At 59.2% G+C, this 23993-nt stretch carries 20 protein-coding genes and 1 pseudogene; 13 read left to right on the forward strand and 8 right to left on the reverse strand.

Going from position 1 to position 23993, the window contains the following annotated elements:
* The first annotated feature begins 192 nt into the window (after nt 1-192).
* From AC13QE_RS04255 to AC13QE_RS04275, 5 genes are all read left to right on the forward strand, one after another.
* Nucleotides 193-2094 carry an ABC transporter substrate-binding protein gene (locus AC13QE_RS04255; protein ID WP_488482713.1) on the forward strand — a complete coding sequence of 634 codons (1902 nt, stop codon included), beginning with the start codon at nt 193-195 and terminating at the stop codon, nt 2092-2094.
* Between the two features lie 117 nt (nt 2095-2211).
* Nucleotides 2212-3216: an ABC transporter permease gene (locus tag AC13QE_RS04260; RefSeq protein ID WP_113390417.1), complete on the forward strand. Its 1005-nt coding sequence runs from the start codon at nt 2212-2214 to the stop codon at nt 3214-3216.
* A gap of 3 nt (nt 3217-3219) precedes the next feature.
* On the forward strand, nt 3220-4077 hold the full coding sequence (locus tag AC13QE_RS04265) for an ABC transporter permease (RefSeq protein ID WP_015342901.1): 858 nt from the start codon (nt 3220-3222) through the stop codon (nt 4075-4077).
* 3 nt (nt 4078-4080) lie between these two features.
* Nucleotides 4081-5070, forward strand: a complete 990-nt coding sequence (locus AC13QE_RS04270) for an ABC transporter ATP-binding protein (RefSeq protein ID WP_488482714.1) — start codon at nt 4081-4083, stop codon at nt 5068-5070.
* Nucleotides 5067-5891: an ABC transporter ATP-binding protein gene (locus AC13QE_RS04275; RefSeq protein ID WP_488482715.1), complete on the forward strand. Its 825-nt coding sequence runs from the start codon at nt 5067-5069 to the stop codon at nt 5889-5891. The genes AC13QE_RS04270 and AC13QE_RS04275 overlap by 4 nt, the downstream gene beginning before the upstream one ends.
* Before the next feature lie 10 nt (nt 5892-5901).
* On the opposite strand, the gene AC13QE_RS04280 is transcribed toward AC13QE_RS04275, so the two are convergent.
* Nucleotides 5902-6333 (reverse strand): Lrp/AsnC family transcriptional regulator, encoded by a 432-nt coding sequence (locus AC13QE_RS04280; RefSeq protein ID WP_041678395.1) that lies wholly within the window; start codon nt 6331-6333, stop codon nt 5902-5904.
* 138 nt (nt 6334-6471) lie between these two features.
* On the opposite strand from AC13QE_RS04280, the gene AC13QE_RS04285 reads away from it, so the two are divergent.
* Complete coding sequence (locus tag AC13QE_RS04285) at nt 6472-7575, forward strand: saccharopine dehydrogenase family protein (RefSeq protein WP_132718220.1); 1104 nt, start codon at nt 6472-6474, stop codon at nt 7573-7575.
* 81 nt (nt 7576-7656) lie between these two features.
* Here the strand turns inward: AC13QE_RS04285 and ydiJ are convergent, their stop codons facing one another.
* Nucleotides 7657-10692, reverse strand: coding sequence for a D-2-hydroxyglutarate dehydrogenase YdiJ (gene ydiJ / locus AC13QE_RS04290; RefSeq protein WP_488482716.1), 3036 nt, complete (start codon nt 10690-10692; stop codon nt 7657-7659).
* Between ydiJ and AC13QE_RS04295 the strand changes: the two genes are divergently transcribed.
* The gene (locus AC13QE_RS04295) at nt 10691-10831 is read left to right on the forward strand and encodes a hypothetical protein (RefSeq protein WP_165915246.1); all 141 of its coding nucleotides are present in this window, start codon (nt 10691-10693) and stop codon (nt 10829-10831) included. The genes ydiJ and AC13QE_RS04295 overlap by 2 nt on opposite strands.
* Here the strand turns inward: AC13QE_RS04295 and AC13QE_RS04300 are convergent.
* From AC13QE_RS04300 to hglS, 3 genes and pseudogenes are all read right to left on the reverse strand, one after another.
* Nucleotides 10828-12064: pseudogene (locus AC13QE_RS04300) on the reverse strand (pyridoxal phosphate-dependent aminotransferase). The gene AC13QE_RS04295 and the pseudogene AC13QE_RS04300 overlap by 4 nt on opposite strands.
* A gap of 5 nt (nt 12065-12069) precedes the next feature.
* A complete protein-coding gene (gene amaB, locus AC13QE_RS04305; RefSeq protein ID WP_488482717.1) occupies nt 12070-13602 on the reverse strand; it encodes an L-piperidine-6-carboxylate dehydrogenase in 1533 nt (510 codons plus the stop codon).
* 59 nt (nt 13603-13661) lie between these two features.
* A complete protein-coding gene (hglS, locus tag AC13QE_RS04310; RefSeq protein WP_488482718.1) occupies nt 13662-15056 on the reverse strand; it encodes a 2-oxoadipate dioxygenase/decarboxylase HglS in 1395 nt (464 codons plus the stop codon).
* A gap of 104 nt (nt 15057-15160) precedes the next feature.
* On the opposite strand from hglS, the gene AC13QE_RS04315 reads away from it, so the two are divergent.
* A complete protein-coding gene (locus tag AC13QE_RS04315) occupies nt 15161-16063 on the forward strand; it encodes a LysR family transcriptional regulator (RefSeq protein ID WP_488482719.1) in 903 nt (300 codons plus the stop codon).
* Between the two features lie 233 nt (nt 16064-16296).
* Nucleotides 16297-16878: a nucleotidyltransferase family protein gene (locus AC13QE_RS04320; RefSeq protein ID WP_488482720.1), complete on the forward strand. Its 582-nt coding sequence runs from the start codon at nt 16297-16299 to the stop codon at nt 16876-16878.
* 39 nt (nt 16879-16917) lie between these two features.
* Here the strand turns inward: AC13QE_RS04320 and AC13QE_RS04325 are convergent, their stop codons facing one another.
* Both AC13QE_RS04325 and AC13QE_RS04330 read right to left on the reverse strand, forming a co-directional pair.
* The gene (locus AC13QE_RS04325) at nt 16918-17835 is read right to left on the reverse strand and encodes an ornithine cyclodeaminase family protein (protein ID WP_488482721.1); all 918 of its coding nucleotides are present in this window, start codon (nt 17833-17835) and stop codon (nt 16918-16920) included.
* A 37-nt stretch (nt 17836-17872) separates the two neighbouring features.
* A complete protein-coding gene (locus tag AC13QE_RS04330; protein WP_488482722.1) occupies nt 17873-19120 on the reverse strand; it encodes an argininosuccinate synthase in 1248 nt (415 codons plus the stop codon).
* Nucleotides 19121-19247: 127 nt separating this feature from the next.
* On the opposite strand from AC13QE_RS04330, the gene AC13QE_RS04335 reads away from it, so the two are divergent.
* The 4 genes from AC13QE_RS04335 to AC13QE_RS04350 all read left to right on the forward strand — a co-directional run bounded on the left by AC13QE_RS04335 (nt 19248) and on the right by AC13QE_RS04350 (nt 22890).
* Nucleotides 19248-19718 carry an Lrp/AsnC family transcriptional regulator gene (locus AC13QE_RS04335; protein ID WP_488482723.1) on the forward strand — a complete coding sequence of 157 codons (471 nt, stop codon included), beginning with the start codon at nt 19248-19250 and terminating at the stop codon, nt 19716-19718.
* Between the two features lie 129 nt (nt 19719-19847).
* The gene (locus AC13QE_RS04340; RefSeq protein WP_488482724.1) at nt 19848-20189 is read left to right on the forward strand and encodes a nucleotidyltransferase domain-containing protein; all 342 of its coding nucleotides are present in this window, start codon (nt 19848-19850) and stop codon (nt 20187-20189) included.
* Nucleotides 20190-20719: 530 nt separating this feature from the next.
* Nucleotides 20720-21811 carry an LLM class flavin-dependent oxidoreductase gene (locus AC13QE_RS04345; protein ID WP_488482725.1) on the forward strand — a complete coding sequence of 364 codons (1092 nt, stop codon included), beginning with the start codon at nt 20720-20722 and terminating at the stop codon, nt 21809-21811.
* A 416-nt stretch (nt 21812-22227) separates the two neighbouring features.
* Nucleotides 22228-22890, forward strand: a complete 663-nt coding sequence (locus tag AC13QE_RS04350) for a hypothetical protein (RefSeq protein ID WP_488482726.1) — start codon at nt 22228-22230, stop codon at nt 22888-22890.
* A gap of 150 nt (nt 22891-23040) precedes the next feature.
* On the opposite strand, the gene AC13QE_RS04355 is transcribed toward AC13QE_RS04350, so the two are convergent.
* Entirely contained in the window at nt 23041-23880 is an 840-nt protein-coding gene (locus tag AC13QE_RS04355; RefSeq protein ID WP_488482727.1) for a mechanosensitive ion channel family protein, read from the reverse strand.
* Nucleotides 23881-23993 lie beyond the last annotated feature (113 nt).

The raw sequence follows: 23993 nt of genomic DNA on the forward strand, positions 1-23993 counted from the left end.
GTCTTGCCGCCGGGGTAATGTGCCCCGGCACCGAAAACGGACAAATGGTCGCGAGGAGGCGACTGACGACCCGTTGCAGGCCCGGACCACCGCACGCTGCTTTGAGCGGCCGGCCGGGAAAAGGGGTGAAAATTGCGGTCTGCTCACTTTCGCTTGAGTGTGCCGCGCAGTCGATAAAAATGGGAGGAGATCATGAAGCAGTGGAAGAAGCTTGCCTTCGGCGTCGCGCTGGCCACGTTCGGCCTCATCGCGGCAGCCAAGGCTCAGGACTATACCGCCTTGCCCCGCAAGGAGACCTTGATTGTCGAAAACCCTGAGGGAACGATCAAGAATCCGGGCTGGTTCAACATTTGGGTCAATGGCGGCGGCGGCGTTTCGACCGGCCTCCAGCAGCTGACAATGGACACGCTCTGGTACATCGATCCAGAGAAAGGCCTGGGCGGCTCGGCCTGGGACAACTCACTTGCTTCCGACAAGCCGCAATATAACGACGATTTCACCCAGATGACGGTGAAACTGCGCAAGGGCCTCTATTGGAGTGACGGTGTCGAGTTCACCGCCGATGACGTCGTCTACACCGTCAAGACCCAGATGGACCATCCGGGCATGAACTGGAGCGCGGCCTTCTCGGTCCAGGTCGCGAGTGTCGAAGCACCGGATCCCTATACGGTCGTCTTCAAGCTGAAGAAGCCGAACTCGCGTTTCCACGCCATCTTCACCGTTCGCTGGAACGGCGCCTGGATCATGCCCAAGCATGTCTTCGAAAAGGTCGCCGATCCGGTTCGCTACGACAATGCCAATCCCGTTTCGCTTGGCGCCTACAAGCTGAAGGCGTTCGATCCGCAGGGCAAATGGTACACCTGGGAGAAGCGCGACGACTGGCAGCGCACCTCGCTTGGCCGTTTCGGCGAGCCGGCCCCGAAATATGTCACCTATGTCGATCCCGGTCCGCCGGATAAGCGCACCATCGCGCAGCTCGAGCACAATCTCGATATTATTCACGACAACACGCCGGAAGGCATGTTCACGCTGAAGGAAAAGTCGAAGACCGTCGATAGCTGGTTCCCAGGGTTCCCCTTCGCGCATCCGGATCCGACGCTGCCGGCTGTGATTTTCAACAATCAGGATCCGCTGTTCCAGAATGCCGATGTGCGCTGGGCGCTGGCACTGCTCATCGATATCAAGGCTGTCGATATGGCGAGCTATCGTGGCGCGGCCACGCTTTCCGCGCTCGGCGTTCCGCCGACGGCGATCGCCATGACGGATTATCAGGCGCCGATGCAGGATTGGCTGAAGAATTTCGAAGTTGACACAGGCAAGCGCAAGATAAAGCCCTATGATCCCACGATCGGTCAGCAAATCGCCGATATCCTACGCAAGCAGCCGAAATACAAGGATCAGATCCCGACCGATCCGGCCGCCATCAGTGCTGCCTTCGGTTACGGCTGGTGGAAGCCCGATCCGCAGGCCGCCGCTGAGCTCTTGGAAAAAGCCGGCTTCAAGAAGGTGGGCGGCAAATGGATGACGCCTGACGGGCAGCCGTTCAAGATCCGACTGACGGTCGAAGGCGATACTCGCTCCGTCTTTACCCGTGCGGGCACTCTGATCGCCCAGCAATGGGCAGCCTTCGGGATCGATTCCAAAGCTGCTCCATCCACCAGCGTCTGGCAGGCGGGATTGCAGCCCGGCAACTATCAGGTTGCGATTGCATGGAGCGTCGAGACCTGGGGTGGCGATCCCGATCTGTCCTTCTTCCTCGACAGCTGGCATTCGGAGTTCGTCGCCAAGAAGGGTGAGAACCAGGCACCGCGCAACTGGCAGCGTTGGTCCAATCCGGATCTCGACAAGATCATCGAAAATATTCGCCGCGTCAGCGCCGATGATCCGAAGGGCATCGAACTTGGCAAGGACTATCTGAAGCTGGTCGCGCAGCAGATGCCGACCATTCCGCTGATGTCCTATAACGTCTTCACCTCGATGGATACGACCTACTGGAAAGGCTATCCGACCATTGCCGACCCCTATACGGACCCCGTTCCCAATTGGGCGAACTCCCGGTTGATGATGGTCAAACTGAAGCCGGCACAGCCCTGATTTCTCCCGACCCTGATGCGGCAACCGCCGCATCAGGCACCTTTCGCCGGACACTAGGCAGGTCCGGCGAATCTTTTGAATTGATGATGAAGCGCAAGCAGCGAGGAAGACGGCGGCATGACGTCCTATCCAGTTTTCGTATTGAGACGATTTGGCCAATTCCTGCTCGTTGTCTTCCTAGGCATTTCCGCAACATTCTTCATCACTCACATGACGCCGATCGATCCTGTCGAGGAAAGCATCGGGACCATCCAGCAGATGGGCCAATCCGATCCCCGCGCTGTCGAGCTGATGCGTCAATCGTTGCGTGAGCTTTATGGTCTTGAGGGCTCCATCTGGCAGCAATATCTGCATTTCTGGGGGCGTCTTGCGACCGGCGATCTCGGGCCGTCGCTTTCGGCCTTTCCCACGCCCGTTTCCGCCATCATCGCGAGGGCGCTGCCCTGGACGATCGGTCTGATGACCGTTTCCGTCATCCTTACGTTCATTCTCGGTAACATGATTGGTGCACTCGCCGGCTATTATCGCAAGAGCTCGGTGCTGAAGGCCGTCAGCCTAGTCTTCATCGCCATGCAGCCGATCCCCTATTACATCCTCGCCTTCGTGCTCATCATTCTCTTCGGCTATGTCTGGCCGATCCTGCCGATCAATGGCGGCTATGAGATGAACACCAACCTGCAACTGTCCTTCACACTGGTGCTCGATATTCTTCGCCATTCCATCCTGCCGGCGCTGTCGCTGATCCTCGTCGGGACGGGCGGCTGGCTCATCGGCATGCGGGCGCTGGTCTCCAACATCATCACCGAGGATTATGTCGTTTTCGCCGAGCTCGGCGGCGTGCCGAAGCGCAAGATCCTGCGCTCCTACATCGCCCGCAATGCCATGGTGCCGCAGTTTACCGGCCTTGCCATGTCGCTCGGCGCGGTCTTCAACGGTACGGTCATCACAGAAATCGTCTTCGGCTATCCTGGTATCGGCAATCTCCTGATTTCGGCCGTACATGCCGGCGACTACAGCCTCGTCCTGGGCCTCAGCGCGCTATCGATCGTCGGTGTCGCTGCAGCCGTATTCATCATCGACATATTGGGTCCGCTGATCGACCCGCGCATAAAGGTGGAGTAGGCCATGCTGACGATCGTTCGCGACCTTGCTCGCCAAAATATGGAATTCCTTTTCGGTCTTCTGTTGCTCGCCATCATCGTCGGGCTGGTGATCCTGTCTTATTTCTCGCCCTATGGCCCAGCCGATCTTTATCTGCTGCCGCCCGACATGCCGCCGGATGGGCAATACTGGCTGGGTACGACATCGCGCGGCCAGGATGTCTTCTGGCAGCTCACGACGGCGCTCCGCAACACGCTCTATTTCGGCATCGGCGTCGCCATTCTCTCGCGCATCATCTCGCTTGTCGTGGGGCTGGTGGCTGGCTATGCCGGAGGCGCCGTCGATCGAGTGCTGATGGCGATCAATGACAGCATCATGGTCATTCCGCAGTTTCCGCTGCTGATCCTGTTCTACTTCGTGCTCAAGGATGAAATGACCTGGACGGTGCTCATCATCGTCATGGCCTCGCTTGGCTGGTCCTATGACGCACGCCTGATCCGCTCGGTGGCGATCAGCCTGAAGACGCGGCCTTTCACCACACAGAGCGTCTATTCCGGCATGAGTATGCGCAAGATCCTCGTCGAGGAACATCTGCCCTATGTGCTGCCGATCGTCTTTGCCACGACGATGAACAACATGATCTGGTCGATCGGCATGGAGATCACGCTCGCGGTGCTCGGTTTCACCGATATCGAAACGCCGACCATGGGCATGATGATCTATTGGGCCAATGCGCATTCGGCGCTGATCGCCGGAACATGGTGGTGGGTTGCAGCGCCGGTCGCCGCCATCGTGGTGCTGTTCATGGCGCTCTTCCTGCTGTCGATGTCAATGAATGAATATAACGACCCCCGCAGTCGTTTGAACCGGATGGGAGGCTGAGGGATGGAGGCTGTCGTCGAGGTCAACAACCTCAAGGCTTATTACCGGGCCTTCCTTTATGGCGTCGATCGCGAGGTGCGGGCGGTTGACGATATCAGCCTGTCGATCGGCCGCGGCGAGATCTATGGCGTTGCCGGTGAATCGAGCAGCGGCAAGACGACGCTGATCAAGACGATCGCGGGCGCGATCCGGCCGCCGCTTCGCGTCGTCTCGGGTGCCGTCAAATTCCATTTCAACAACGGGACGCAGGACATCTACGCCATGACGGCCGAGCAGCGGGCATCGCTTCGCTGGCGGCATCTCTCCTATGTCATGCAGGGATCGATGAATGTGCTCAATCCGGTGCGCCGCATCCGGCACTCCTTCACGGATTTTGCCTTGCGTCACATGAAGGCCGATCGCGGGACGTTCTTCGACCGGGTTGGTGCGCACCTTCAGCGGCTGAAGCTCGATGCCCACCTCCTCGATGCCTATCCGCATGAATTATCGGGCGGCATGCGCCAGCGCATGACGATCGCGCTTGCCACCATCCTGACACCGGAATTCATCATCGCCGATGAACCGACGACGGCGCTCGATGTCATCGTCCAGCGCGACGTGCTGCAGATGATCCGCGAGATTCAGCGCGAGATGGGGTCCTCCTTCCTGTTCGTCACCCATGACATGGGCGTTCACGCCGCGGTTTCCGATCGTATCGGCATCGTCTATGCCGGCCGGCTGGTGGAGGAGGCGCCGACGCGCAAGCTTTTTCACCTGCCGCTCCATCCCTATACACAGCATCTGGTCGCAAGCCTGCCGCGGATCGGCGATGCCTCGACGCGACCCTCGCTGGAAGGACGACCGCCCAATCTCGCCATGCCGCCGGAGGCATGCCGTTTCCATCCGCGCTGCCCGAAGCGCATGGACATCTGCAGCCGCGAAGTGCCGCCTATGGTCACCGTCGAGCCGGATCGGCGTGTCGCCTGTTTCGCGGTGACGGGAGGAGCGCGATGAGCGATCTTCTTTCACTCTCGCATGTCAGCAAGATCTATCGTCAAGGCGGCATGCTCAGCCGCCGTCATATCACAGCGGTTCGCGATGTCAGTCTGAGCCTGGGAGAGGAGCCGGAAATCCTCTCCATCGTCGGTGAGTCGGGCTCGGGTAAATCGACGATTGCGTCGATGATCCTCGGCCAGACGGCACCGACATCGGGCAGCCTGAATTTTCGCGGAAGACCAGTGATCATTCATGGCCGATCCGAACGGCGCGCCTTCATGCGGGAGGTCCAGCCGGTCCTTCAGAATCCATTCGAAGCGTTCAACCCACTCAAGAGGGTTGATCGATATCTTTTTGAAACGGCAAGGAATTTCGCGCCGATGGGCCCAAGGCCAAGCCGAGCCGATGTCGAGCGTATTGCCGACGAGGCGCTTGCCCATATCGGCTTGACCCTTGCCGAGGTGAAGGGGCGATTTCCGCATGAGCTTTCGGGTGGGCAGCTGCAGCGAACCGCCATTGCCCGCGCGCTCATACCGCAGCCCCGCTTGTTGGTAGCCGACGAGCCGGTTTCGATGGTCGATGCTTCGCTTAGAATGGCGATCGTCAACCTCTTCGGTCAGCTGAAGAAAGAGCTCGGGCTGTCGATCATCTACATCACCCATGATCTGGCGACCGCCTATTACATCAGCGATCGCATCATCATCATGAAAAAGGGCGAGATCGTCGAGCAGGGCGGTGCGCGCGCTGTTCTCGACAATCCGCAGCATCCCTATTCGCAGGCTTTGAAAGAAGCAGTGCTTTCCACTACGCCCGAGATGGAGCCGGCGACGCTTAGCTGATCTGCCGGCTTCAACGCGAGATCCGGGTCGAAAGAATGATTGATGACAGGGTGCGTTCGACTCCGTCGATCGTACCGATGCCGTCGATCAGCTGATCCAGCTCGGAGATCGAGGGTGCTGCGATGATCGCGATCAGATCGAATGTGCCGCTGACCGAATGAAGCGTTGTTACCTCGGGGATAGCATTCAGCGATGCCGTCACGGCTGACAACGCTTTCGGCGCGATCGTGATCAGCACATGCGCCCGAATAAGGCCGGACAGATAGGTCTCCGACAGCCGCACACCATAGCCCGCAATCACACCCTCCCGCTCCAGCCGTTCGAGCCTCGCCTGAACGGTGGTGCGCGACAGCGACAGCTTTTTGGCGAGAGTCGCGACCGGCATCCGGGCATTCTGGCCGAGCAAGGCGATCAGTTCGCGGTCCTTATCGGTCACCTGCATGGCGGCTCCTGCGTTTTGCAAATTCTATTCGTCAGTTTGTATAGTTTTGTACAACGAAATGCATTTTTTGTCGCTATGAATCGTTCAACTCCTACCTACACTTATAAAAATCTTATCAATGAAATGCAGGGGAGTCATATGAAAGACATAGTGGTCATCGGCGCAGGCAAGATCGGTGGGGCGATCGCTCTGATGCTGGCCGAAACGGGCGATTACACGGTCGTCGTCGCCGACCGCAGCCAGGAACAGCTGGACAAGATCGACCACCATCCTGCGATTTCCACCGCCGCCGTCGATATCGCCGACCGCGCCGGGCTCGTTGGCGTTCTGAAGGGCAAGTTCGCCGTCTTGTCGGCCGCACCGTTCCATCTCACCGGCTTCGTCGCGGAGGCGGCGCTTGAAGCTGGCGTCCATTATCTAGACCTCACCGAAGATGTGGCCACGACCAAGAAGGTTGAGGAACTGGCTCAGGGTGCAAACACCGCCTTCATCCCGCAATGTGGCCTGGCGCCGGGCTTCATCTCGATCGTCGCCAATGATCTTACCAAGCATTTCGACAGTCTCGACAGCGTGCGCATGCGCGTCGGCGCGCTGCCTCAGTATCCGTCCAACGCTCTGAACTACAATTTGACCTGGAGCACGGACGGCCTCATCAACGAATATATCGAGCCCTGCGAAGCGATCGTCGAAGGTAAGCTCGTGACCGTGCCGGCCATGGAAGAGCGCGAGGAATTCTCGCTCGACGGTGTCACCTATGAAGCCTTCAACACGTCAGGCGGTCTCGGCACGCTCGCCAAGACTTTGGCAGGTCGCGTGCGCACGATGAACTACCGCACCATCCGCTATCCCGGCCATCAGGCCATCATCAAGGCGCTGCTGAACGACCTCAACCTCAAGAACCGGCGCGATGTGCTGAAGGATCTGTTCGAGAACGCGCTGCCGGCCACCATGCAGGATGTGGTCGTCGTTTTCGTCACAGTCTGCGGTTGGCGCGAGGGCCGTTACATGCAGGAAACCTATGCCAACAAGGTCTATGCGGGCATCGTCGCGGGCAAGAAGATGAGCGCCATCCAGATCACCACCGCAGCCGGCATTACCACCGTGCTCGATCTGCTGGCTCAAGGCAAACTGCCTGCGAAAGGCTTCGTCTGCCAGGAAGAGATCGATCTCGGCGATTTCCTCGCCAATCGCTTCGGGCAGGTCTACAGCCTGGAAAAAATCAGGATGAGAGAAGCCGTCTAAGCGGCTACTTTATTTGATGTTTTGTATGTGGCGCCTTCGGGCGCCACATGTATTTCGGCTGTTGAGTAAACTTTCTGAAGGCTAATCAATCAGCCGTTCGAGGATTTCGATCGGGTGCGGGATGATCTGGTGATCGATCTTTGCAACCTGCGAACGACAGGAAAAGCCGGTCGCCATGACAACGGCTTGAATGCCGCTTTCGGCGATCTTGTCCTGCCAGCTCATTGCATAGAGTTTTTCCGAGAGGGCGCGATTGCGGACCTCATGGCCGAAGGTGCCGGCCATGCCGCAGCAGCCTACATCGGCCATGTCGAGCTTGATACCCAATTTCCCGAAAAGCACGGACCATTGCTTGAGAGCGGCCGGCGCATTCGTTCTCTCCGTGCAGTGGGCAAGCAGCGTGAAGCGTTCGTGCGGCACAGCCTCTGATGCTGGTATTCGGTCGAGATTGGCGGCGAGCCATTCCTGAAGCAGCAGCACCGGCGCGCGCAGCTTGGCGGAGGGCAGGGCGACATATTCGCTGCGATAGGTCAGCGTCATCGACGGATCGATGCCGACAAGCGGGATGCCCATTTGCGAGATACGATCGAGATAGTCACGCGATTTCGCCGCCGCCTTCTCGAAGCGGCCGAGATAGCCATGCACATGCAGGGCCTTGCCGTTGTTCTGCGACATAGCGAGCAACGGTTTGAAGCCCATCTTCAGGGCGAGCTTGAGTGCTGCGATGACGACGGCTGGATCGAAATAGGTTGAGAAGACATCGGCAACAATGACGACCGCTTGGGGGCGCTCCGCTAAGGAGAGTTTCTCCAGACGTTCCGGCGTGGCGATCCGCACGCCGAGCCGAGCGGCTTCCCTTTCCAGTGATATCGCAGGCATGGCGGGAAGCGCGGTGAGACCGGCAAGCCGCATCAAGCTCTGGCCGGCGGTCGATCCGGTGAGCAGATTGTAGCCTAGTTTGAAACGCGCCATTAGCGGCAGAGTCGTCTCGATGGCAGCAACGATTGGGTCCTTGAAGGGCCTAAGGTATCGGCTGTAATAGAGTTCCAGAAATTTCGATCGGAAGGCCGGGACGCTAACCTTGACGGGACATTGGCCGGCGCAGGCCTTGCAGGCGAGGCAGGTATGCATTGCCGCCCGCACCTCATGGGAAAAGTCGTCTCGATTGGCCGGATTGAGCGAGTTTACCGCTCGCCGCAAGAAATTGCCGAAAGGATTGGTACGGCGTTGAGCTTCGGCCTCGCGCCGAGGATCGATCTTCCGCTCCGCAAGCAGGCGCAGCCATTCGCGCATCAGCGCCGCGCGGCCCTTCGGCGAATAGCGCCGATCACCCGTTGCCTTGAAGGAGGGGCACATCGGGCTTGTCGCGTCGAAATCGAAACAGGCGCCGTTCCCGTTGCAATAGGCTGCATTGTCGAAGGCGGCACGGATGTCGTTGCCGATGATACGATCGAAGTCGCCACGCAGTGACACTTCGTCGATCTTCAGCAACGGGCGGGATGAGCCGGATGCGATCTTGCCGGGATTGAGGCGATCGCCGGGGTCGAATGCGCGCTTGATTTCCTGCAGACTGGGATAGAGCTCGCCAAAATATTCAGGGACATATTCCGAGCGCACGCCCTTGCCATGTTCGCCCCAGAGCACGCCGCCATATTTGCGGGTGAGGGCAACGACGCCGTCGCTGATCCTCCGGACGAGTGGCTGGTGGTCGGCGCGGGTAAGATCGAGCGCCGGGCGAACATGCAGCACGCCGGCATCGACATGGCCGAACATGCCGTAATCCAGCCCTTCGGCATCAAGAAGGGCGCGGAATTCCCTTATATAGGCAGCCAGATGCTCGGGCGGAACGGCGGTATCCTCGACAAAGGGCACCGGGCGCACCGGTCCTTCGACATTGCCGAGCAGGCCGACGGCGCGCTTGCGCATCGACCAGATTGCTTCGATCTCGGCCTTTTCGCGTGCGATTGTATAACCCTTGTGGCGTGCTGAAGAGCGGTCATCAAGCGCGGTGGTGACATCTGCGAGCTGGCGCTCCAGCTCATCGCGATCGTCGGCCAGCACCTCGACGATATTGATGCCGTTGGCCGAGCCGGATGCGTCCTCCGGAAAGAAGTGGGCGATGCCGCTCCAGACGATGTCACCCTTGGCGAGACCCAGCACTTTTTCGTCGACCGTTTCGACCGAGGCGACCTTCAATGCGACCAGCCGTCTGGCATCTTCGAGCGCAGTGTTGAAATCGCCATAGCGGATGTTGATGAGGGCCGATTGCGCCGGGATCGGCAGCACGTTGAGTTCGGCCTCGGCAATCAAAGCAAGTGTGCCTTCCGAGCCGCACAGTACCGCATTCAGATCGAAGCGGCCGTCCTCTCGCCGGATATGGGCGAGATCGTAGCCGGTCATGTAGCGATTGAGCTTCGGAAAGGTCGCCGCGATCAGCTCGCTTTTGTCCCTGGCAATCGCATCCACTACCCGGTGAATTTCGCCGATGCGATCATCACGAGCCTTGATCTCGTTCAGCTCGGTCTCGGCGAGCGGGCGCGACCACCAGTCGCTAGCGTCTGAGAGCACCACATGCAGCCCGAGAACATGGTTGCTTGTCTTCCCGTAGAGACGCGAGCCCTGGCCGCAGGCATCGGTGGAAATCATGCCGCCGATCGTCGCGCGGTTGGAGGTGGAAAGCTCGGGCGCGAAGAACAGACCGTATGGTTTCAGCGCCTTGTTGAGCTGATCCTTGACGACACCGGCTTCGACACGGGCGATCTTTCGGACCGGATCGATCTCCAGGATGCGGTTCATATGCCTGGAGCAGTCGACGATGATGCCCGAGGTTAGCGATTGCCCATTGGTCCCGGTGCCACCGCCGCGCGGAGCGATGACAAGATCGGAAAATGCGGACTCGGATATGGCTTTGGCGATGAGTTTCAGATCTTCGACGCCGCGCGGATAGAGAATTGCCGTCGGCTTGACCTGATAGATGGAATTGTCGGTCGAGACGACCGTCCGCGCGCCGTCATCCGTCTCAACATCTCCTTGAAAGCCGAGTGCTGATAGTCGACGGGCGAAGGCGCCGGTCTGATGTTGCAAACTGTCTTTCGCCGAAACGAGGCGTGGTATCATGATGCGAAGACTTCCGGCGTTTTACGCGATGATTGAAGCATTCCCGCTTTTAAACGGAATTATGGAAATGCTCTATCTCTTTGTTTTCACGCAATTCCGGATGGGCAGCCGTCTTGCGCGTCTGCCACCGCTGTTCTAGCGCCGGAGCACCGAGCAGGCGCGCTCGATACGATCAAGGGCTTCGACGAGATCGGCTTCCGACGTCGCGTAGGAAATGCGGAAATAGGGCGACAATCCGAAGGCCGAGCCGGGTACGACAGCGACACGGGCCTCATCGAGCAGATAGGCGCAGAAATCCGCATCCGTCTTGATCATCTTTCCCGATGGCGTTGTCGTTCCAAGCACGCCTGCGCAGCCGGAGAATGTGTAGAAGGCGCCTTCCGGCATAAGGCAATCCAGGCCCTCAATGGCGTTGAGCCTTCCGACCACCAGATCGCGCCGACGCTGGAAACTTGCCTTGCGACCCTCAAGAAAATCCTGCGGGCACATTCAGTGCGGCAACGGCCGCTGCCTGGCTGACGGAAGAGGGGCAGGAGGTCGCCTGGCTTTGGATGACCGCCATCGCCTTGATGAGAGCCTTGGGACCGCCAGCATAGCCGATGCGCCAGCCGGTCATGGCATAGGCCTTGGAAACGCCGTTGACCGTCAGCGTCCGGCTCTTGAGGCTCGGCTCGAGGGCGACAGGCGTGGTGAACTCAAAGCCCTCATAGACGATATGCTCATACATGTCGTCGACCATCAGCCAGACATGCGGATGGCGCAGCAGCACCTCGATCAGCGGCAGATAATCGGCCTTGGAATAGGCAGCACCTGATGGATTCGATGGCGAGTTGAGGAGCAGCCAGCGCGTCTTGGACGTGATCGCCTGTTCGAGCTGATCAGCCTTCAGGCGGAAGCCGGCGGCAGCGTCGCAGGAGATCAGAACAGGCACGCCGCCGCAGATCTCGACGATATCGGAATAGGAGGTCCAATAGGGCGTCGGGATGATGACCTCGTCGCCCGGATTGATCGACGCCATGAAGGCGTTGAACAGGATCTGCTTGGCACCCGTCGCCACGGTGATTTCGTCGAGCGCGTAGTCGATACCGTTCTCGCGCTGGAACTTTCCGGCGATCGCCTTCTTCAGCTCCGGCGTGCCGTCGAGCGCGGTATATTTCGTTTCGCCACGATCAATGGCGGCCTTAGCGGCTTCCTTCACGTTGTCGGGTGTGTCGAAATCCGGTTCGCCGGCGCCGAGAATGATGACAGGCAAGCCGTCACGCTTCATCGCACTGGCGCGCGCGCCGATCTGAAGAATGGTGGAAACGCCGATGGAGGCGATCCGCGAAGCGGCCTTGAAGCCCGCCTCCTCGATTTTCGTGGCGATCGTCATGGAGCTTACTCGATGTCGAAGGAGACACCTTGCGCCAGCGGCAAGGCCTTGGAGTAGTTCACGGTGTTGGTGGCACGGCGCATATAGGCCTTCCAGGCGTCGGAGCCGGATTCGCGGCCGCCACCCGTTTCCTTCTCGCCGCCAAATGCGCCGCCGATTTCAGCACCAGAGGTGCCGATATTGACGTTGGCGATGCCGCAATCGGAGCCGTCGGCTGCCAGGAAGCGTTCGGATTCCTGCATGTCACGCGTGAAGATCGAGGATGAAAGGCCGGCGGCGACGGCATTGTGTTCGTCGATAACGGCGTCGAAATCGTCATAGGGCATGACATAGAGGATGGGCGCGAAGGTTTCTTCCATGACCGGGCCAGCCTGCTTCGACATTTCCACTAGCGCCGGCTTTGCGTAATAGCCGTCGGCATGGCCGACATCGACACGCTCGCCGCCGGTGACAGAGCCGCCATGGGCCTTCGCTTCGACAATGGCCTTCTGCATGTTGTCGAATGCGGCCTTGTCGATTAGCGGGCCGACGAGAGCGGAAGACTGCAGGGGATCGCCGACTGAGACGCTCTGATAAGCCTTCTTCAGCCGCGGCACGAGCTGATCATAGACGCTTTTGTGAACGAAGAGGCGGCGCAGCGTCGTGCAGCGCTGGCCGGCCGTGCCCATGGCGCCGAAGGCGATAGCGCGCAATGCCATATCGAGATCGGCCGAGGGGCAGACGATGCCGGCATTGTTGCCGCCGAGTTCGAGAATGGCGCGGGCAAAGCGCTTGGCGAGCCGCGGCCCGACTTCACGGCCCATGCGGGTCGAGCCGGTTGCCGAAACCAGCGGTACCTTCGGATGGTCGACCAGGATTTCGCCGATCGCACGATCGCCGATCAACACCTGCGACAAGCCTTCCGGCGCGTCGCCGAAGCGGGCAAGTGCGCGGTCAAGGATCGCTTGCGAGGCAAGAGCGGTCAGAGGCGTCTTTTCCGACGGCTTCCAGACGACGGCGTCGCCGCAGATCAGCGCCAGCGCCGCGTTCCATGACCAGACCGCAACCGGAAAGTTGAAGGCGGAGATGATGCCGACGACGCCAAGCGGATGCCAGGTTTCCATCATGCGATGGCCCGGACGTTCGGTCGCGATCGTCAACCCGTACAACTGGCGGGAAAGGCCGACGGCGAAATCGCAGATGTCGATCATTTCCTGCACTTCGCCGAGGCCTTCCGAGCGGATCTTGCCGGCTTCGATCGAAACCAGGCGGCCGAGATCGTCCTTGGCGGCGCGCAGCTCTTCACCGAGCAGGCGCACCAGTTCGCCGCGCTTCGGGGCCGGCACGAGGCGCCAGGCGCGGAACGCTGCATGCGCCTTCTCGATTTTCTTTGCCGCTTCATCCGCCGAAACGGTCTTGAGGCTGCCGATCTTCTCGCCGGTGACCGGGGAATAGGAGGGCATGTCGCCTTGCGTGTAGAGCGCCTTGTCGACGCCGAGCTTTTCGAGAATGGCGGCAGCTTCGGCTGCAACGGAAGGGGTCTTGGCTGCAATGTTCATCGTTTGAAACTCCACTTGTCTTGATCCGGATGGCGCGCGGCTTTTATTGCCGCATCACCTCACTCGGCGGCGTCTTGTTTGGAAAGGGCTCGCAGGCAGGCGTCGATAGATGCCTGTTCGATGCCGGCGTAATGGTCGAATTCGTTCAGCACCTTCATGCCGAGATCGACCTCGAAGCGCTGCTGGTTGGGGCTGGCGACGAAGTCCTGCTGCGCGCCATCGCCGAGATTGGACTGGAAGATGCCGGCAGCGCTGACGGGGAGGAAATCCTCGTAGACGATCGGGTCGAACTGGACGAAGCCCTGGTCGATCAGCGCGTCGATATCCCCATGGCTCGTTGCGGCACTCTTGCCCTTGGCCGTCAGCGAATAGGTAAAATAGCCGAGCCCTTCGGCGCGGATTGCCGCCCAGTCATCCGGGAAGTCGGCGAAGCTTTGAGCCAGAGCGGCCTCATAGTCGTGCGCGTTCGATCCATCTGCAGCCGGGCGTACGATCTTGCGCGACTGATCGAGCAGCCGGTCATAAAGCGCGCGGCCCTTCGGCGTCAGCGCAATGCCGCGTTGCTCGATCTCGCCGAAGCGGGCGGTGTGCGAGCCGGCTTCCCAGATGCCATCGGCATTGCGGAAGGAGACTGGCTCCTCGAGCGCCTTGAACGAGGTCTGGCGCAGCAGGATCGGGCAGTTGCGCGTGGGCGGCCCCTCGACGACAGCTTTGGGGGCGATGTCGTACTCCGGCATCAGCGCCTGGACGCGATCGATATCCAGGGTGCGCGGCGTCAGATGGTTGATATGTGGCCCCTTGAAGGACACGACATCGGCAATCAGGCGATGGGCATCATGGAGGCGATGGTACATGCCGGCATCGACATTGGCCTCGTCATGCCAGCGGAAGGTTTCCAAAACCTCGCGGACGAAGCGCTGGGCGTCTTCCTTATTCAAGCCGCCTTCGCGTTCAGCCTTTTCGGTGAGTGCGACGGCGCCATCGGTGAAAATCTGGCGTTTGGCCAGAATCTCTGCGGCCGCCTTGCGAAGATCTTCATCGGCGATGAGATCGAGCCGCAGCAACGAGGTGAAGACGCGGAAGGGATTGCGCTTCAGCTCCGCATCGCCGATCGGGCGGAATGCAGTCGAATGTACAGGCACGCCAGCGGTCGAGAGGTCGTAATAGCCGACGGGATACATGCCCATGACGGCGAAGACGCGCGCCATCATCGCAAGTTCCGCTGCCGTGCCGAGCCGGATGGCGCCATGCCGTTCCTCGGAGATACGATCGAGATAATCGGTCGCTTCCAGCCGTTCCTTCAGCGTGGGCTGTGCGGCCAGCGTTTCATCGTTGACGCGGGCGACCAGCTCCATGAGCGTGCCATAGGCGGGGACTTCTTCGCGATACATCGCCGACATGGCGGCGGAAAAAGCGCTGCGAATATCGCTGGTCGAGATGTGGTCAGGCTTCATGTGCGATCTCTTCCTGAAAGACTATGTCATTCCTATCTGGCAGAATATCTCTTGTTCGACGGCTGGTCTTGTGAGAGAAAATTCTAACTTGATGCGAAAATGGAATGACCATGCGCCGCCGCCTCATCCCTGACATCGTTAACCTGCAGGCATTCGAATGCGCCGCGCGCCACCAGAATTTCTCGCGTGCGGCCGAAGAACTCAATCTGACGCAAAGCGCCGTCAGCCGTCAAATCAGCGATCTCGAGCAGCAGACGGGCCTGAAATTGTTCGAACGTGTTCGTCAGCGCGTCGTACTCTCCGAGGCCGGGCTTCGGTTATTGCCCGAGGTGAAGGATCTGCTCTTGCGTTCGGAGCGGCTCATGATCGGCGCCGTTGCCGCCGGCCAGATGAAATTATCGCTGAAGGTCGCGACCTTGCCGACTTTCGGTACGCGTTGGCTGGTGCCGCGCCTCGGCCGGTTTCTCGACGAACATCGCGATGTCGCCATCACGGTGGAATCCCGGTCCAAGCCCTTCAATTTTGAGGAGGATAATTTCGATCTCGCCATTCACTACGGTCTGCCGGCATGGGCGGGAGCCGTCGCGACTTTTCTTTGTAACGAAACCGTGCTGCCTGTTGCCAGTCGAGAACTTGCCGGGCGATTGCGCCTCGTCTCGCCGGGGGAACTATCGGGAGCCCCGCTGCTGCATTTGACGACGCGCCCGAAGCTCTGGGCGCAATGGTTCGATCTGCAGGAGCTGCCGACGGAGAATGCCTATCCCGGCGCGCGCTTCGACCAGTTTTCCATGATCATCGCAGCAGCCATCGCCGGGCTCGGCGTGGCGCTTCTGCCGACCTATCTCATCGAGGATGAACTCAAGGCCGGCACGCTTCTGCCGCTGTTTAATCTGCCGATGCCGACCGAAAACAGTTATTACGTCGTCATGCCGGAAAAGAAGCAGACGAACGAGACGGCGACACTGTTTCAGGATTGGCTGCTGAGCGAGGTCACGCCGCAATCGTAGGTAGTGCCCGGTTGATCTTTCAAAATCAATCTGCACGGACCACAAGTGTCTGACGCCCTTTTGAATTCGCATGGAGAAATGGATCGGCTGCTACGACTTGTACGCAACCGCCGATCAGGGGCAGCGCCTATGCGCTGGCAAAGTCTTACACTTACCGCTGAGAATCATGCTTGAATGCAGAAGGCAGGGCCGTGAACTATGGCCGCAGGGTCGTTTCCAGGCGAGTGAAGGCAATGACGACGAGCGAACAGGCGGAATTGGAGGATATCGTCTTCAAGAGCACTTTGCTCATGTCGCTTCTCCGGCGCTGGGATGAGATTGCATTGCCAGATTGCTGGCTGGTGGCGGGAGCCGTTGCCCAGACCGTTTGGAATCATGCCTTCGGGTTGCCTCTGTCTCACGGGATCAATGACCTCGACATTGTTTATTTCGATGCCGACGATCTGTCTGAACAAGCGGAGGCCGATCATGTCGCTCGGGTCCGCGGGATCTTTCCTGATTTGCCGGTCTGGATCGATGTGAAGAACGAAGCCCGGGTTCACTGCTGGTATGAAGCCAAGTTCGGATACCCGATCCCGCCTTACAAATCGACCCTAGACGCCATCACCACTTTTCCAACTACGGCAACCGCGGTGGGATTGCGTTCCAATGGCCATGATCGTCTGGATTATTGTGCTCCGTTCGGTCTTTCCGATCTGCTGAATGGCGTCGTGCGCCCCAACAAGAAGCAGATCACACAGGCGATCTACGAGCAGAAAGTCAATCGCTGGATTGCAGTCTGGCCGAGGCTGACGATCGTCGGCTGGGACGTTTGAGGGGTTTCGCGGCTCGGCCGCGTGATTTCCGCCCCAATGTCAGACCGCGTCGAGTATGGCCGATGCTACGGTGACCTCCGTGCCCGCCAGGCCGACCGAGCAGAAGAGCGTCGTGTCAAGAAGCGACGTTCTGCCGGCCGCATGACCGGCGACTATGGCAGCAAGATCGAGCATTCGCTCCTCATGCATGGTTCCGGAAAGGAAAAAAGGAGACGCATAGGCGCGCGTTTGCTCAAGGGAATCCGTGGCGATGACGTTGGCCATATCTGCGACGTCCAGGCCGAGTTCGTGCCCCTTGAGCGTTTTGGGGCCGATCGTATTGATGTGGACGCCGGCTTTTAAATCCGAAGCATCGATCACCGGCGTGTCGCTGCTTGTTGCGCATAACACGATATCGGCATCGGCAACGGCTTTCGCGGCACTTGTAACCGGTTCAACGGCAATGCCGAGTTCCAATTGCATCTCTTCAGCGAAGGCGGCACAGTTTCTCGGGTTTCGGCTGAAGACCCGGACAGAGCCTATGTTGCGAACGGCGGCAGCGGCAATGAGCTGTGTTCGCGCCTGCGCGCCACTGCCAATGATGCCGACCGTGCGGGCGGCGGGAGTGCTGAGGTGGCGGATGGCTACGCCTCCGATTGCCCCTGTCCTGATCTGGCCGAGCCGTTCCCCCAATATAATGCCCTGCAGTTCAGCCGTGTCGGCACGCCAAACAGCGACGACTTGTGAATGCTGCCCGCCGGCAAAGGTCTCGTAGGCACGAAAGCCGGCAAGCGGCCGCTCGCCATCGATGCCGCCGACCGTAAACACGATATCTCCACGATCGGGAAAGCGGACGTGATGCCGGGGTGGAGACACCATCTTGCCCGCCGCCTTGGCTTGGAAAGCTGCTTCCAAGGCATCGATCGCCCCACGCATGACTGCGCCGGGGCATAAATCCTCGTCTTTCAATATCTTCATTGCGGATCGGCCTCGTTATGCCAGCCACTCTGCAACCTCAAGCGCAGTTGAGGTCAATAGCAGAGGCGGCCATCCTGGCGTTTCGCATTGCCCAGCTTTTCAGGCGCAAGCCATTGAGTTTGATGAAGCCGTCGGCGTCGTGGTGGTCGTATGCTCCGGAACTCTCCTCGAAGGTGACGAGGTCGGTCGAGTAGAGCGATGCGGACGAGGTGCGAGCGATCACACAGGCTGAGCCCTTATAGAGCCTGAGTGTCACTTCGCCGCTGACATGGATTTGGCTCCGGTCTATCAATGCCTGCAGCATTTCCCGCTCGGGCGAATACCAAAATCCGTTGTAGATCAGCGCAGCATAGCGAGGCATGATCTCGTCCTTCAAATGTGCAGCGGCGCGGTCGAGCGTGATGGATTCGATCCCGCGATGGGCGGCGAGCAGGATCGTGCCGCCTGGAGTTTCGTAAACGCCGCGCGATTTCATCCCGACGAAACGGTTCTCGACGAGATCGATCCTGCCGATCCCATGCCTGCCGCCCAATTCATTGAGCTTCGTCAGGAATGCCGCTGGTGCCATTGCTTCGCCATTCAGGGAAACTGCATCGCCCTTTTCAAAACCGATGACGACGATTTCCGGCTCGTCTGGCGCCTCCAGAGGATCGACGGTGCGCTGGTAGATATGTGATGGCGCGATTTCGGCCGGGTCTTCTAGGATCTTTCCCTCGGTGGACGTATGCAGGAGATTTGCGTCGGTCGAAAAGGGAGCCTCGCCACGCTTGTCCTTCGGCACGGGAATTTGGTGCGCTTCGGCGTATTCGATCAGCTGGGCGCGCGATTGGATGGCCCACTCGCGCCATGGAGCGATGATCTTGATCGATGGATCGAGCGCATTGGCCGCAAGTTCGAAACGCACCTGGTCATTGCCCTTGCCTGTGGAGCCGTGGGCTATGGCATCGGCACCCACCTCGCGTGCGATATTGATGAGATGCTTGGCGATCAGCGGGCGGGCGATGGAGGAGCCGAGGAGATATTGCCCCTCATAGAGCGTGTTTGCCCGGAACATCGGGAAGACGAAATCCCGAACGAATTCTTCGCGGACATCTTCGATCCTGATATCTGTCACGCCCAATTGCTCGGCCTTTCGGCGGGCGGGCTCAAGCTCTTCGCCCTGGCCAAGGTCGGCGGTAAAGGTCACGACTTCGCAGCCGTAGGTTTGCTGCAGCCATTTCAGGATGATGGATGTGTCCAGTCCTCCCGAATAGGCCAGGACGACTTTCTTGAGCTTTTTCGACATCGGTTTCCGTCTCCATGTTGACGGCTGAAACGATAGGCCAATCCCCGCGCAATGAGCTCGCAAAGAGTTCAAGAATACGAGAGAATTTGGCATATTATGCCACTGGATCGTTCATGGGAGCTATATAGTGTCATCGACTCTGGACGAGATAGACCGGCGTATTCTCAAGGTATTGCAACGGGATGGACGCATTTCCAATGTCGATCTCGCGAAGGAAGTGGGGCTGTCGCCGTCACCCTGTCTTCGCCGCGTGCGATTGCTGGAGGATGCCGGCATCATCGATCGCTATGTTGCCGTGCTGGATCCGGCAAAGGTGGGGGCGGGCCTCACCGTGTTCGCCCGCGTCTGGTTCAAGACGCAGGATGCGCAAGTCACCTTGCAATTTGCGGAGGCTGTCAGGCGGTTTCCCGAAGTGATGGAATGTTATCTGACTACCGGCGAGTGTGATGCCATATTGCGCATCGTCACGACTGATCTTCACAGCTATTGGCGGTTTCAGGCCGACCACTTGACCCGCATCCCGAGCGTATTGAACGTCAAGACCGATGTTCCGATGGAAACATTGAAGCGAAGCTTCGAGTTGCCCTTGGCCTCGTAGCATTGCAGCCAGCTGTCGGCCAATTATGGCGGCGGCGAAGTGCCGTTGAGCTTACGGAGCCGATGCCTGGCTGCTCGGACCCTGGCGGGCATATCGGACCTGCAATAGAATTGATGTTTGGAGAGCGAAATGAGCATATTCGAAACGGCGATGCAGGCGACACGCCCGGTTCTCGCAAGCCGTTTCCCGGGCTATTCCTTTGCCTTTGCCTCAGGGTCAATCATACGAGGCGAGGGAAGAAAGGGCTCCGACATCGATATGGTCGTGGTCTTCGATCGGCTCGAAACCGCTTGGCGCGAAACCTTTGTCGAGGGCGACTTTCCATTCGAAGTGTTTGTTCACGACCCGGAGACGCTCAGCTGGTTCTTTGAGAGCGATATTGAGCGCGGCTATCCCGTTATCATTCATATGGTTGCCACAGGTCAGATCCTCGGGCCAAATCCTGACCAGGGGCAGATCTGGAGAGACTAAGCTGCCAGCATTCTCCACGCCAGCCCACCGGAGCTGGAAGGTGAGAAGCTGAATGCTCTGAAATATCAGATCACCGATCTTCTCGATGACCTTCATGGTGAGCCGGCGGCTCCGGAGATACAAGCGATTGCCGCGCAACTCTACCAGCCTTTGGCTGACCTTATGCTGCTGGGACGAGGAAGATGGTCGGGCAGGGGCAAATGGATTCCCCGCCTACTTCGTGAGGTGGATCGGGACTTGGCCGATAGCTTCGACGATGCTTTCAGTAGGGCTTCAGCGGGAGATGTCGAGGCATTATGCAATCTCACACGCAGCGAACTGGACCGGCGTGGCGGACCATTTTTCGCCGGTGATAAGCGCATGGCATCGCAACAGGCGAGACGGAAGAGCTTGTGCCCGGTGGTTGATTGTTAAGTGCTGATCGAAAAATTTTAAGCTTGAAATTTTTTAGGGCAACGCTCACACATTCCTATCGGGTCGCTGCAAATTGCAGGATAGACACCAGGTGAACTCGGGAGGAGAAAGCCGCCATGAAGTTGCATCCGCTGAAGGGGCCGAACCGGCTGAAGCTTGGTGTTTTTTCTGCCAATGCAGATGGCGGGCTCGCGATCACCGATGTGCCGGAGCGATGGGCCGCCGGTTGGCAGGATAATCTGACGGCGGCGCAGATTGCGGATCGGGCGGGGCTTGAATTCTTTCTGCCGATTGCCCGCTGGCGCGGTTTCGGCGGCAAGAACCGCGTGCGCGAGTGGTCTTTCGAGACCTTTACCTGGGCTGCCGCGCTATCGGCCGCGACCGAGCGGATCGGCCTTTTCATGACGGTGCACGTGCCGCTCGTCCATCCCCTTTATGCTGCCAAGTCGCTTGCGACTGTCGATCACATAAGTCAGGGGCGGGCGGGGTTGAACATTGTCTGTGGTTGGAACCCGAAGGAATTCGGCATGTTCGGCGTGCCGCTGGTCGAAAAGGGCTACGATCAGGCAGCCGAATGGCTCGAAATCGTCGAGAGGCTCTATGCCTCAGATGAGCCCTTTGACTATGCCGGCACCTATTACAATCTGAAGGAAGCCGTCAGCCGCCCTGCCAGCCTGCAGGCGCCGCGGCCGGTGACGATGAATGCGGCTTTCGGCGGCCCCGGCCGAGACTTTGCCGCCGCCCATTGCGACTATCTCTTTACCACCTTTACCGAGATCGATGACGCTGGAAAGCATGTGGCCGACATCGCAGCGCGGGCGGAAGGCAGAGGCGGGCAGGTTGGCGTTTACACCGTCTGTCACGCCGTCTGCCGCGAGACACAGACGGAGGCGGAAGACTATTACACCCGCTATGCCGTAACGATGGCCGATCACGCCGCCGTCGACCAACACATGGCTGGCAAGAAGGAGTTCTCGCAGTCCCATGATCGCGAGGCCTATGAGCGCTACCGGCAGCGCTTTGCCGGCGGAGCAGGCAGCTACCCGCTGATCGGCACGCCGCAGCGTATTGCTGAAGAGATGATTGCCATTGCCGAGCAAGGCTATACCGGCATCGCCTTGTCCTTCGTCAACTATACGCAGGAACTGCCCTATTTCTGCGATCGGGTGCTTCCGATTTTGAAGAAGGCTGGGCTCCGGGTGGAGTGAACCACTGCCGCGGTGCTTGCATTGTCGCCGCTCGCGGGAATGTGATTATCCTTTGATGGCGACATATTTGTCCCTGCAAGGCGGGTTTTTCAGGCCACTCACGGCAATGTCGCTTTCTTGCGGCGGTGTCGCGGGTGCGACATGTGTGCAACGCAGCAAAAAACTTGAGGTCAAGGGGTTTACAAGCGTGGCCCCGGATGGGATTCTTTTAAGCGAAGGGTGCTGCTTGATTGGAAGCAGCGTTGTTCCCTTCAACCGGATGCCGTCATCCTTGGCTCCGATGTGCCGCAATTTTGCCGGTGCCTAATCGAACAGAATCAATCCCAAGCCGGAATGCGGCGTCGCTCCGTGTCTGGCTGTTGCCTTGGTATGCCTGAACATCGTCAGGTCAGGGCATAGAGAATGCGGGCTTTAACATGGGCTTCAAGTCAAAACGTGTCCTCCGCGGCGTTCTTGGTCTTCTTGCGAGTGTCAGCTTGCCGCAGGTCACCAAAGCCAGCGATCTGATGATCTGGTCGCCGGTCAAAGTCGCACCCAGAACATACAAGACCACTCTCGGTTTCCGGCTGCCGATGGCCTGGGATGTCAGCGCCGGCATGGATCTCGGACTTGGTAGCGCAGCCACCGGCGTGATCTTGCGCAGCAGCAGCTTGGCGACCCTCTGGGGCACGGCAATCGACGATAACAAGCGCTTTTCCACCGTATGGCGCCGTGAGGTGTCATTGAGGGTCGATGCGCTCAACAGCACGGGAACGCTTTGCCTCGAACGCTCGCGGAGCTGGACGGTGTCGGAAAACCTGGACATGAGCACGTCGAGGTCGCTGAACGTCAACTACGCGGGCACGCGGAGCGCGGCAAACTCCATTGTCGCGACTCAGGCCGTTACCGTTGCCGTTCCCTGGACGGGAACTTCGATCTCCGCGATCGGCAACCTGAAGGACGTCGGCAGTGCCTTTTCCAGCACGGTCTCGTTTAAGCAGCCGCTCGCGCCGAACCTGAATTTCTCGGCATCGTTCGCCGATCCGCAAACTTTGACGCCAGCTGGCAATGTCCGTCTGGACTACCGCATCAAATGGTAGGGTAATCGCAGAGTTCGGATGATGCGGAACAAATGCCGCTAGCGGAAGTTTAGACCTCGCAAGAAATCGATCTTGCTTGAGGTGTCGTGCCTCGCAAAGCCTGCCGCTTGCTCAGCTCCCTGCCGGCGGCAGGCTTGGCTTTCGTGGAGGTCATTCGTCGGATCCACCCACTGCTGCGGCCGTTTTGATTGTGATGTCCGGTTCGGCAAGGCGAGCCTTCAGCTTGGACACCACGTCATGCCGGACATCCGACCAGGACGATGTAACCGTCCAATATTCTATGTCGAGCACGGCTTGATCGGCTGACAGATCATCGAGGTAGACCTTCGGTGCAGGTGCAGCCTTGATGCGCTGATCCGTTTTCAGGATGTCGAGGATTGTCTTGCGGGCAAGATCGATGTCGATTTTCTCACCCATGGCAACGGACAATTGCTGGCGGCGGTCCGGCTCGCGGCTGTGGTTGAGGATAGGCGTGTTCCAGAGCGTCGAGTTCGGCGCCATGAGGTAGAGACCGTCGGCCGTCCTCATCTCCGTCGCGAAGAGCCCGATCTCCTTGATATAGCCTTTGACGTTCGTCGTCTCGATATATTCGCCAACCCGGAACGGTCGCAGGATCAGCAACATGATGCCGGCGGCGATGTTTTGAAGCGTGCCCTGCAGCGCGAGGCCGATCGCGAGACCGGCAGCGCCGAGAGCGGCGATGATGGAGGCGGTCTGCACGCCGAACTGGCCAAGTACGGTGATGAAGACAAGAATGAGCAAGCTATAGTGCAGCACATTCTGAAAGAAGCTTGCCAGCGTTTCGTCGATGCCGCGGATGCGTGAGATGACGCGATAGGCCGAGCGGCTGATAACGCCCGCAAGAAGCCAACCGCCGATCAGGAGAATGATTGCGCCGAGAAGCGAGAAGCCGTATTGGACCGCGAGCGCTGAGGCCTGGTCGAGCGCCGTCCGGGTTGCGACCACGATGTTGGCGGCTTGATCGTCCATGTCAAAACTCCATCTTTCTCCGCGAGCCAAATGAGAAGTCGCGATTTTTGTTCCCGGTGATCGGGCCTGTGAAAACGAATTGTTTCAATGGATTATAGGGCTCTAGCTGAGTG

The organism is Martinezella sp. CNPSo 3957 (assembly GCF_057784395.1).

Coding starts and splice junctions, on each gene's coding strand:
- amaB (WP_488482717.1), bottom strand. CDS start 13,602: ATGAACATTGCAGCCAAGACCCCTTCCGTTGCAGCCGAAGCTGCCGCC.
- AC13QE_RS04295 (WP_165915246.1), top strand. CDS start 10,691: ATGATGCGAAGACTTCCGGCGTTTTACGCGATGATTGAAGCATTCCCG.
- AC13QE_RS04265 (WP_015342901.1), top strand. CDS start 3,220: ATGCTGACGATCGTTCGCGACCTTGCTCGCCAAAATATGGAATTCCTT.
- AC13QE_RS04255 (WP_488482713.1), top strand. CDS start 193: ATGAAGCAGTGGAAGAAGCTTGCCTTCGGCGTCGCGCTGGCCACGTTC.
- AC13QE_RS04285 (WP_132718220.1), top strand. CDS start 6,472: ATGAAAGACATAGTGGTCATCGGCGCAGGCAAGATCGGTGGGGCGATC.
- AC13QE_RS04325 (WP_488482721.1), bottom strand. CDS start 17,835: ATGAAGATATTGAAAGACGAGGATTTATGCCCCGGCGCAGTCATGCGT.
- ydiJ (WP_488482716.1), bottom strand. CDS start 10,692: ATGATACCACGCCTCGTTTCGGCGAAAGACAGTTTGCAACATCAGACC.
- AC13QE_RS04280 (WP_041678395.1), bottom strand. CDS start 6,333: ATGCAGGTGACCGATAAGGACCGCGAACTGATCGCCTTGCTCGGCCAG.
- AC13QE_RS04270 (WP_488482714.1), top strand. CDS start 4,081: ATGGAGGCTGTCGTCGAGGTCAACAACCTCAAGGCTTATTACCGGGCC.
- AC13QE_RS04260 (WP_113390417.1), top strand. CDS start 2,212: ATGACGTCCTATCCAGTTTTCGTATTGAGACGATTTGGCCAATTCCTG.
- AC13QE_RS04350 (WP_488482726.1), top strand. CDS start 22,228: ATGGGCTTCAAGTCAAAACGTGTCCTCCGCGGCGTTCTTGGTCTTCTT.
- AC13QE_RS04275 (WP_488482715.1), top strand. CDS start 5,067: ATGAGCGATCTTCTTTCACTCTCGCATGTCAGCAAGATCTATCGTCAA.
- hglS (WP_488482718.1), bottom strand. CDS start 15,056: ATGAAGCCTGACCACATCTCGACCAGCGATATTCGCAGCGCTTTTTCC.
- AC13QE_RS04355 (WP_488482727.1), bottom strand. CDS start 23,880: ATGGACGATCAAGCCGCCAACATCGTGGTCGCAACCCGGACGGCGCTC.
- AC13QE_RS04320 (WP_488482720.1), top strand. CDS start 16,297: ATGACGACGAGCGAACAGGCGGAATTGGAGGATATCGTCTTCAAGAGC.
- AC13QE_RS04340 (WP_488482724.1), top strand. CDS start 19,848: ATGAGCATATTCGAAACGGCGATGCAGGCGACACGCCCGGTTCTCGCA.
- AC13QE_RS04345 (WP_488482725.1), top strand. CDS start 20,720: ATGAAGTTGCATCCGCTGAAGGGGCCGAACCGGCTGAAGCTTGGTGTT.
- AC13QE_RS04315 (WP_488482719.1), top strand. CDS start 15,161: ATGACCATGCGCCGCCGCCTCATCCCTGACATCGTTAACCTGCAGGCA.
- AC13QE_RS04330 (WP_488482722.1), bottom strand. CDS start 19,120: ATGTCGAAAAAGCTCAAGAAAGTCGTCCTGGCCTATTCGGGAGGACTG.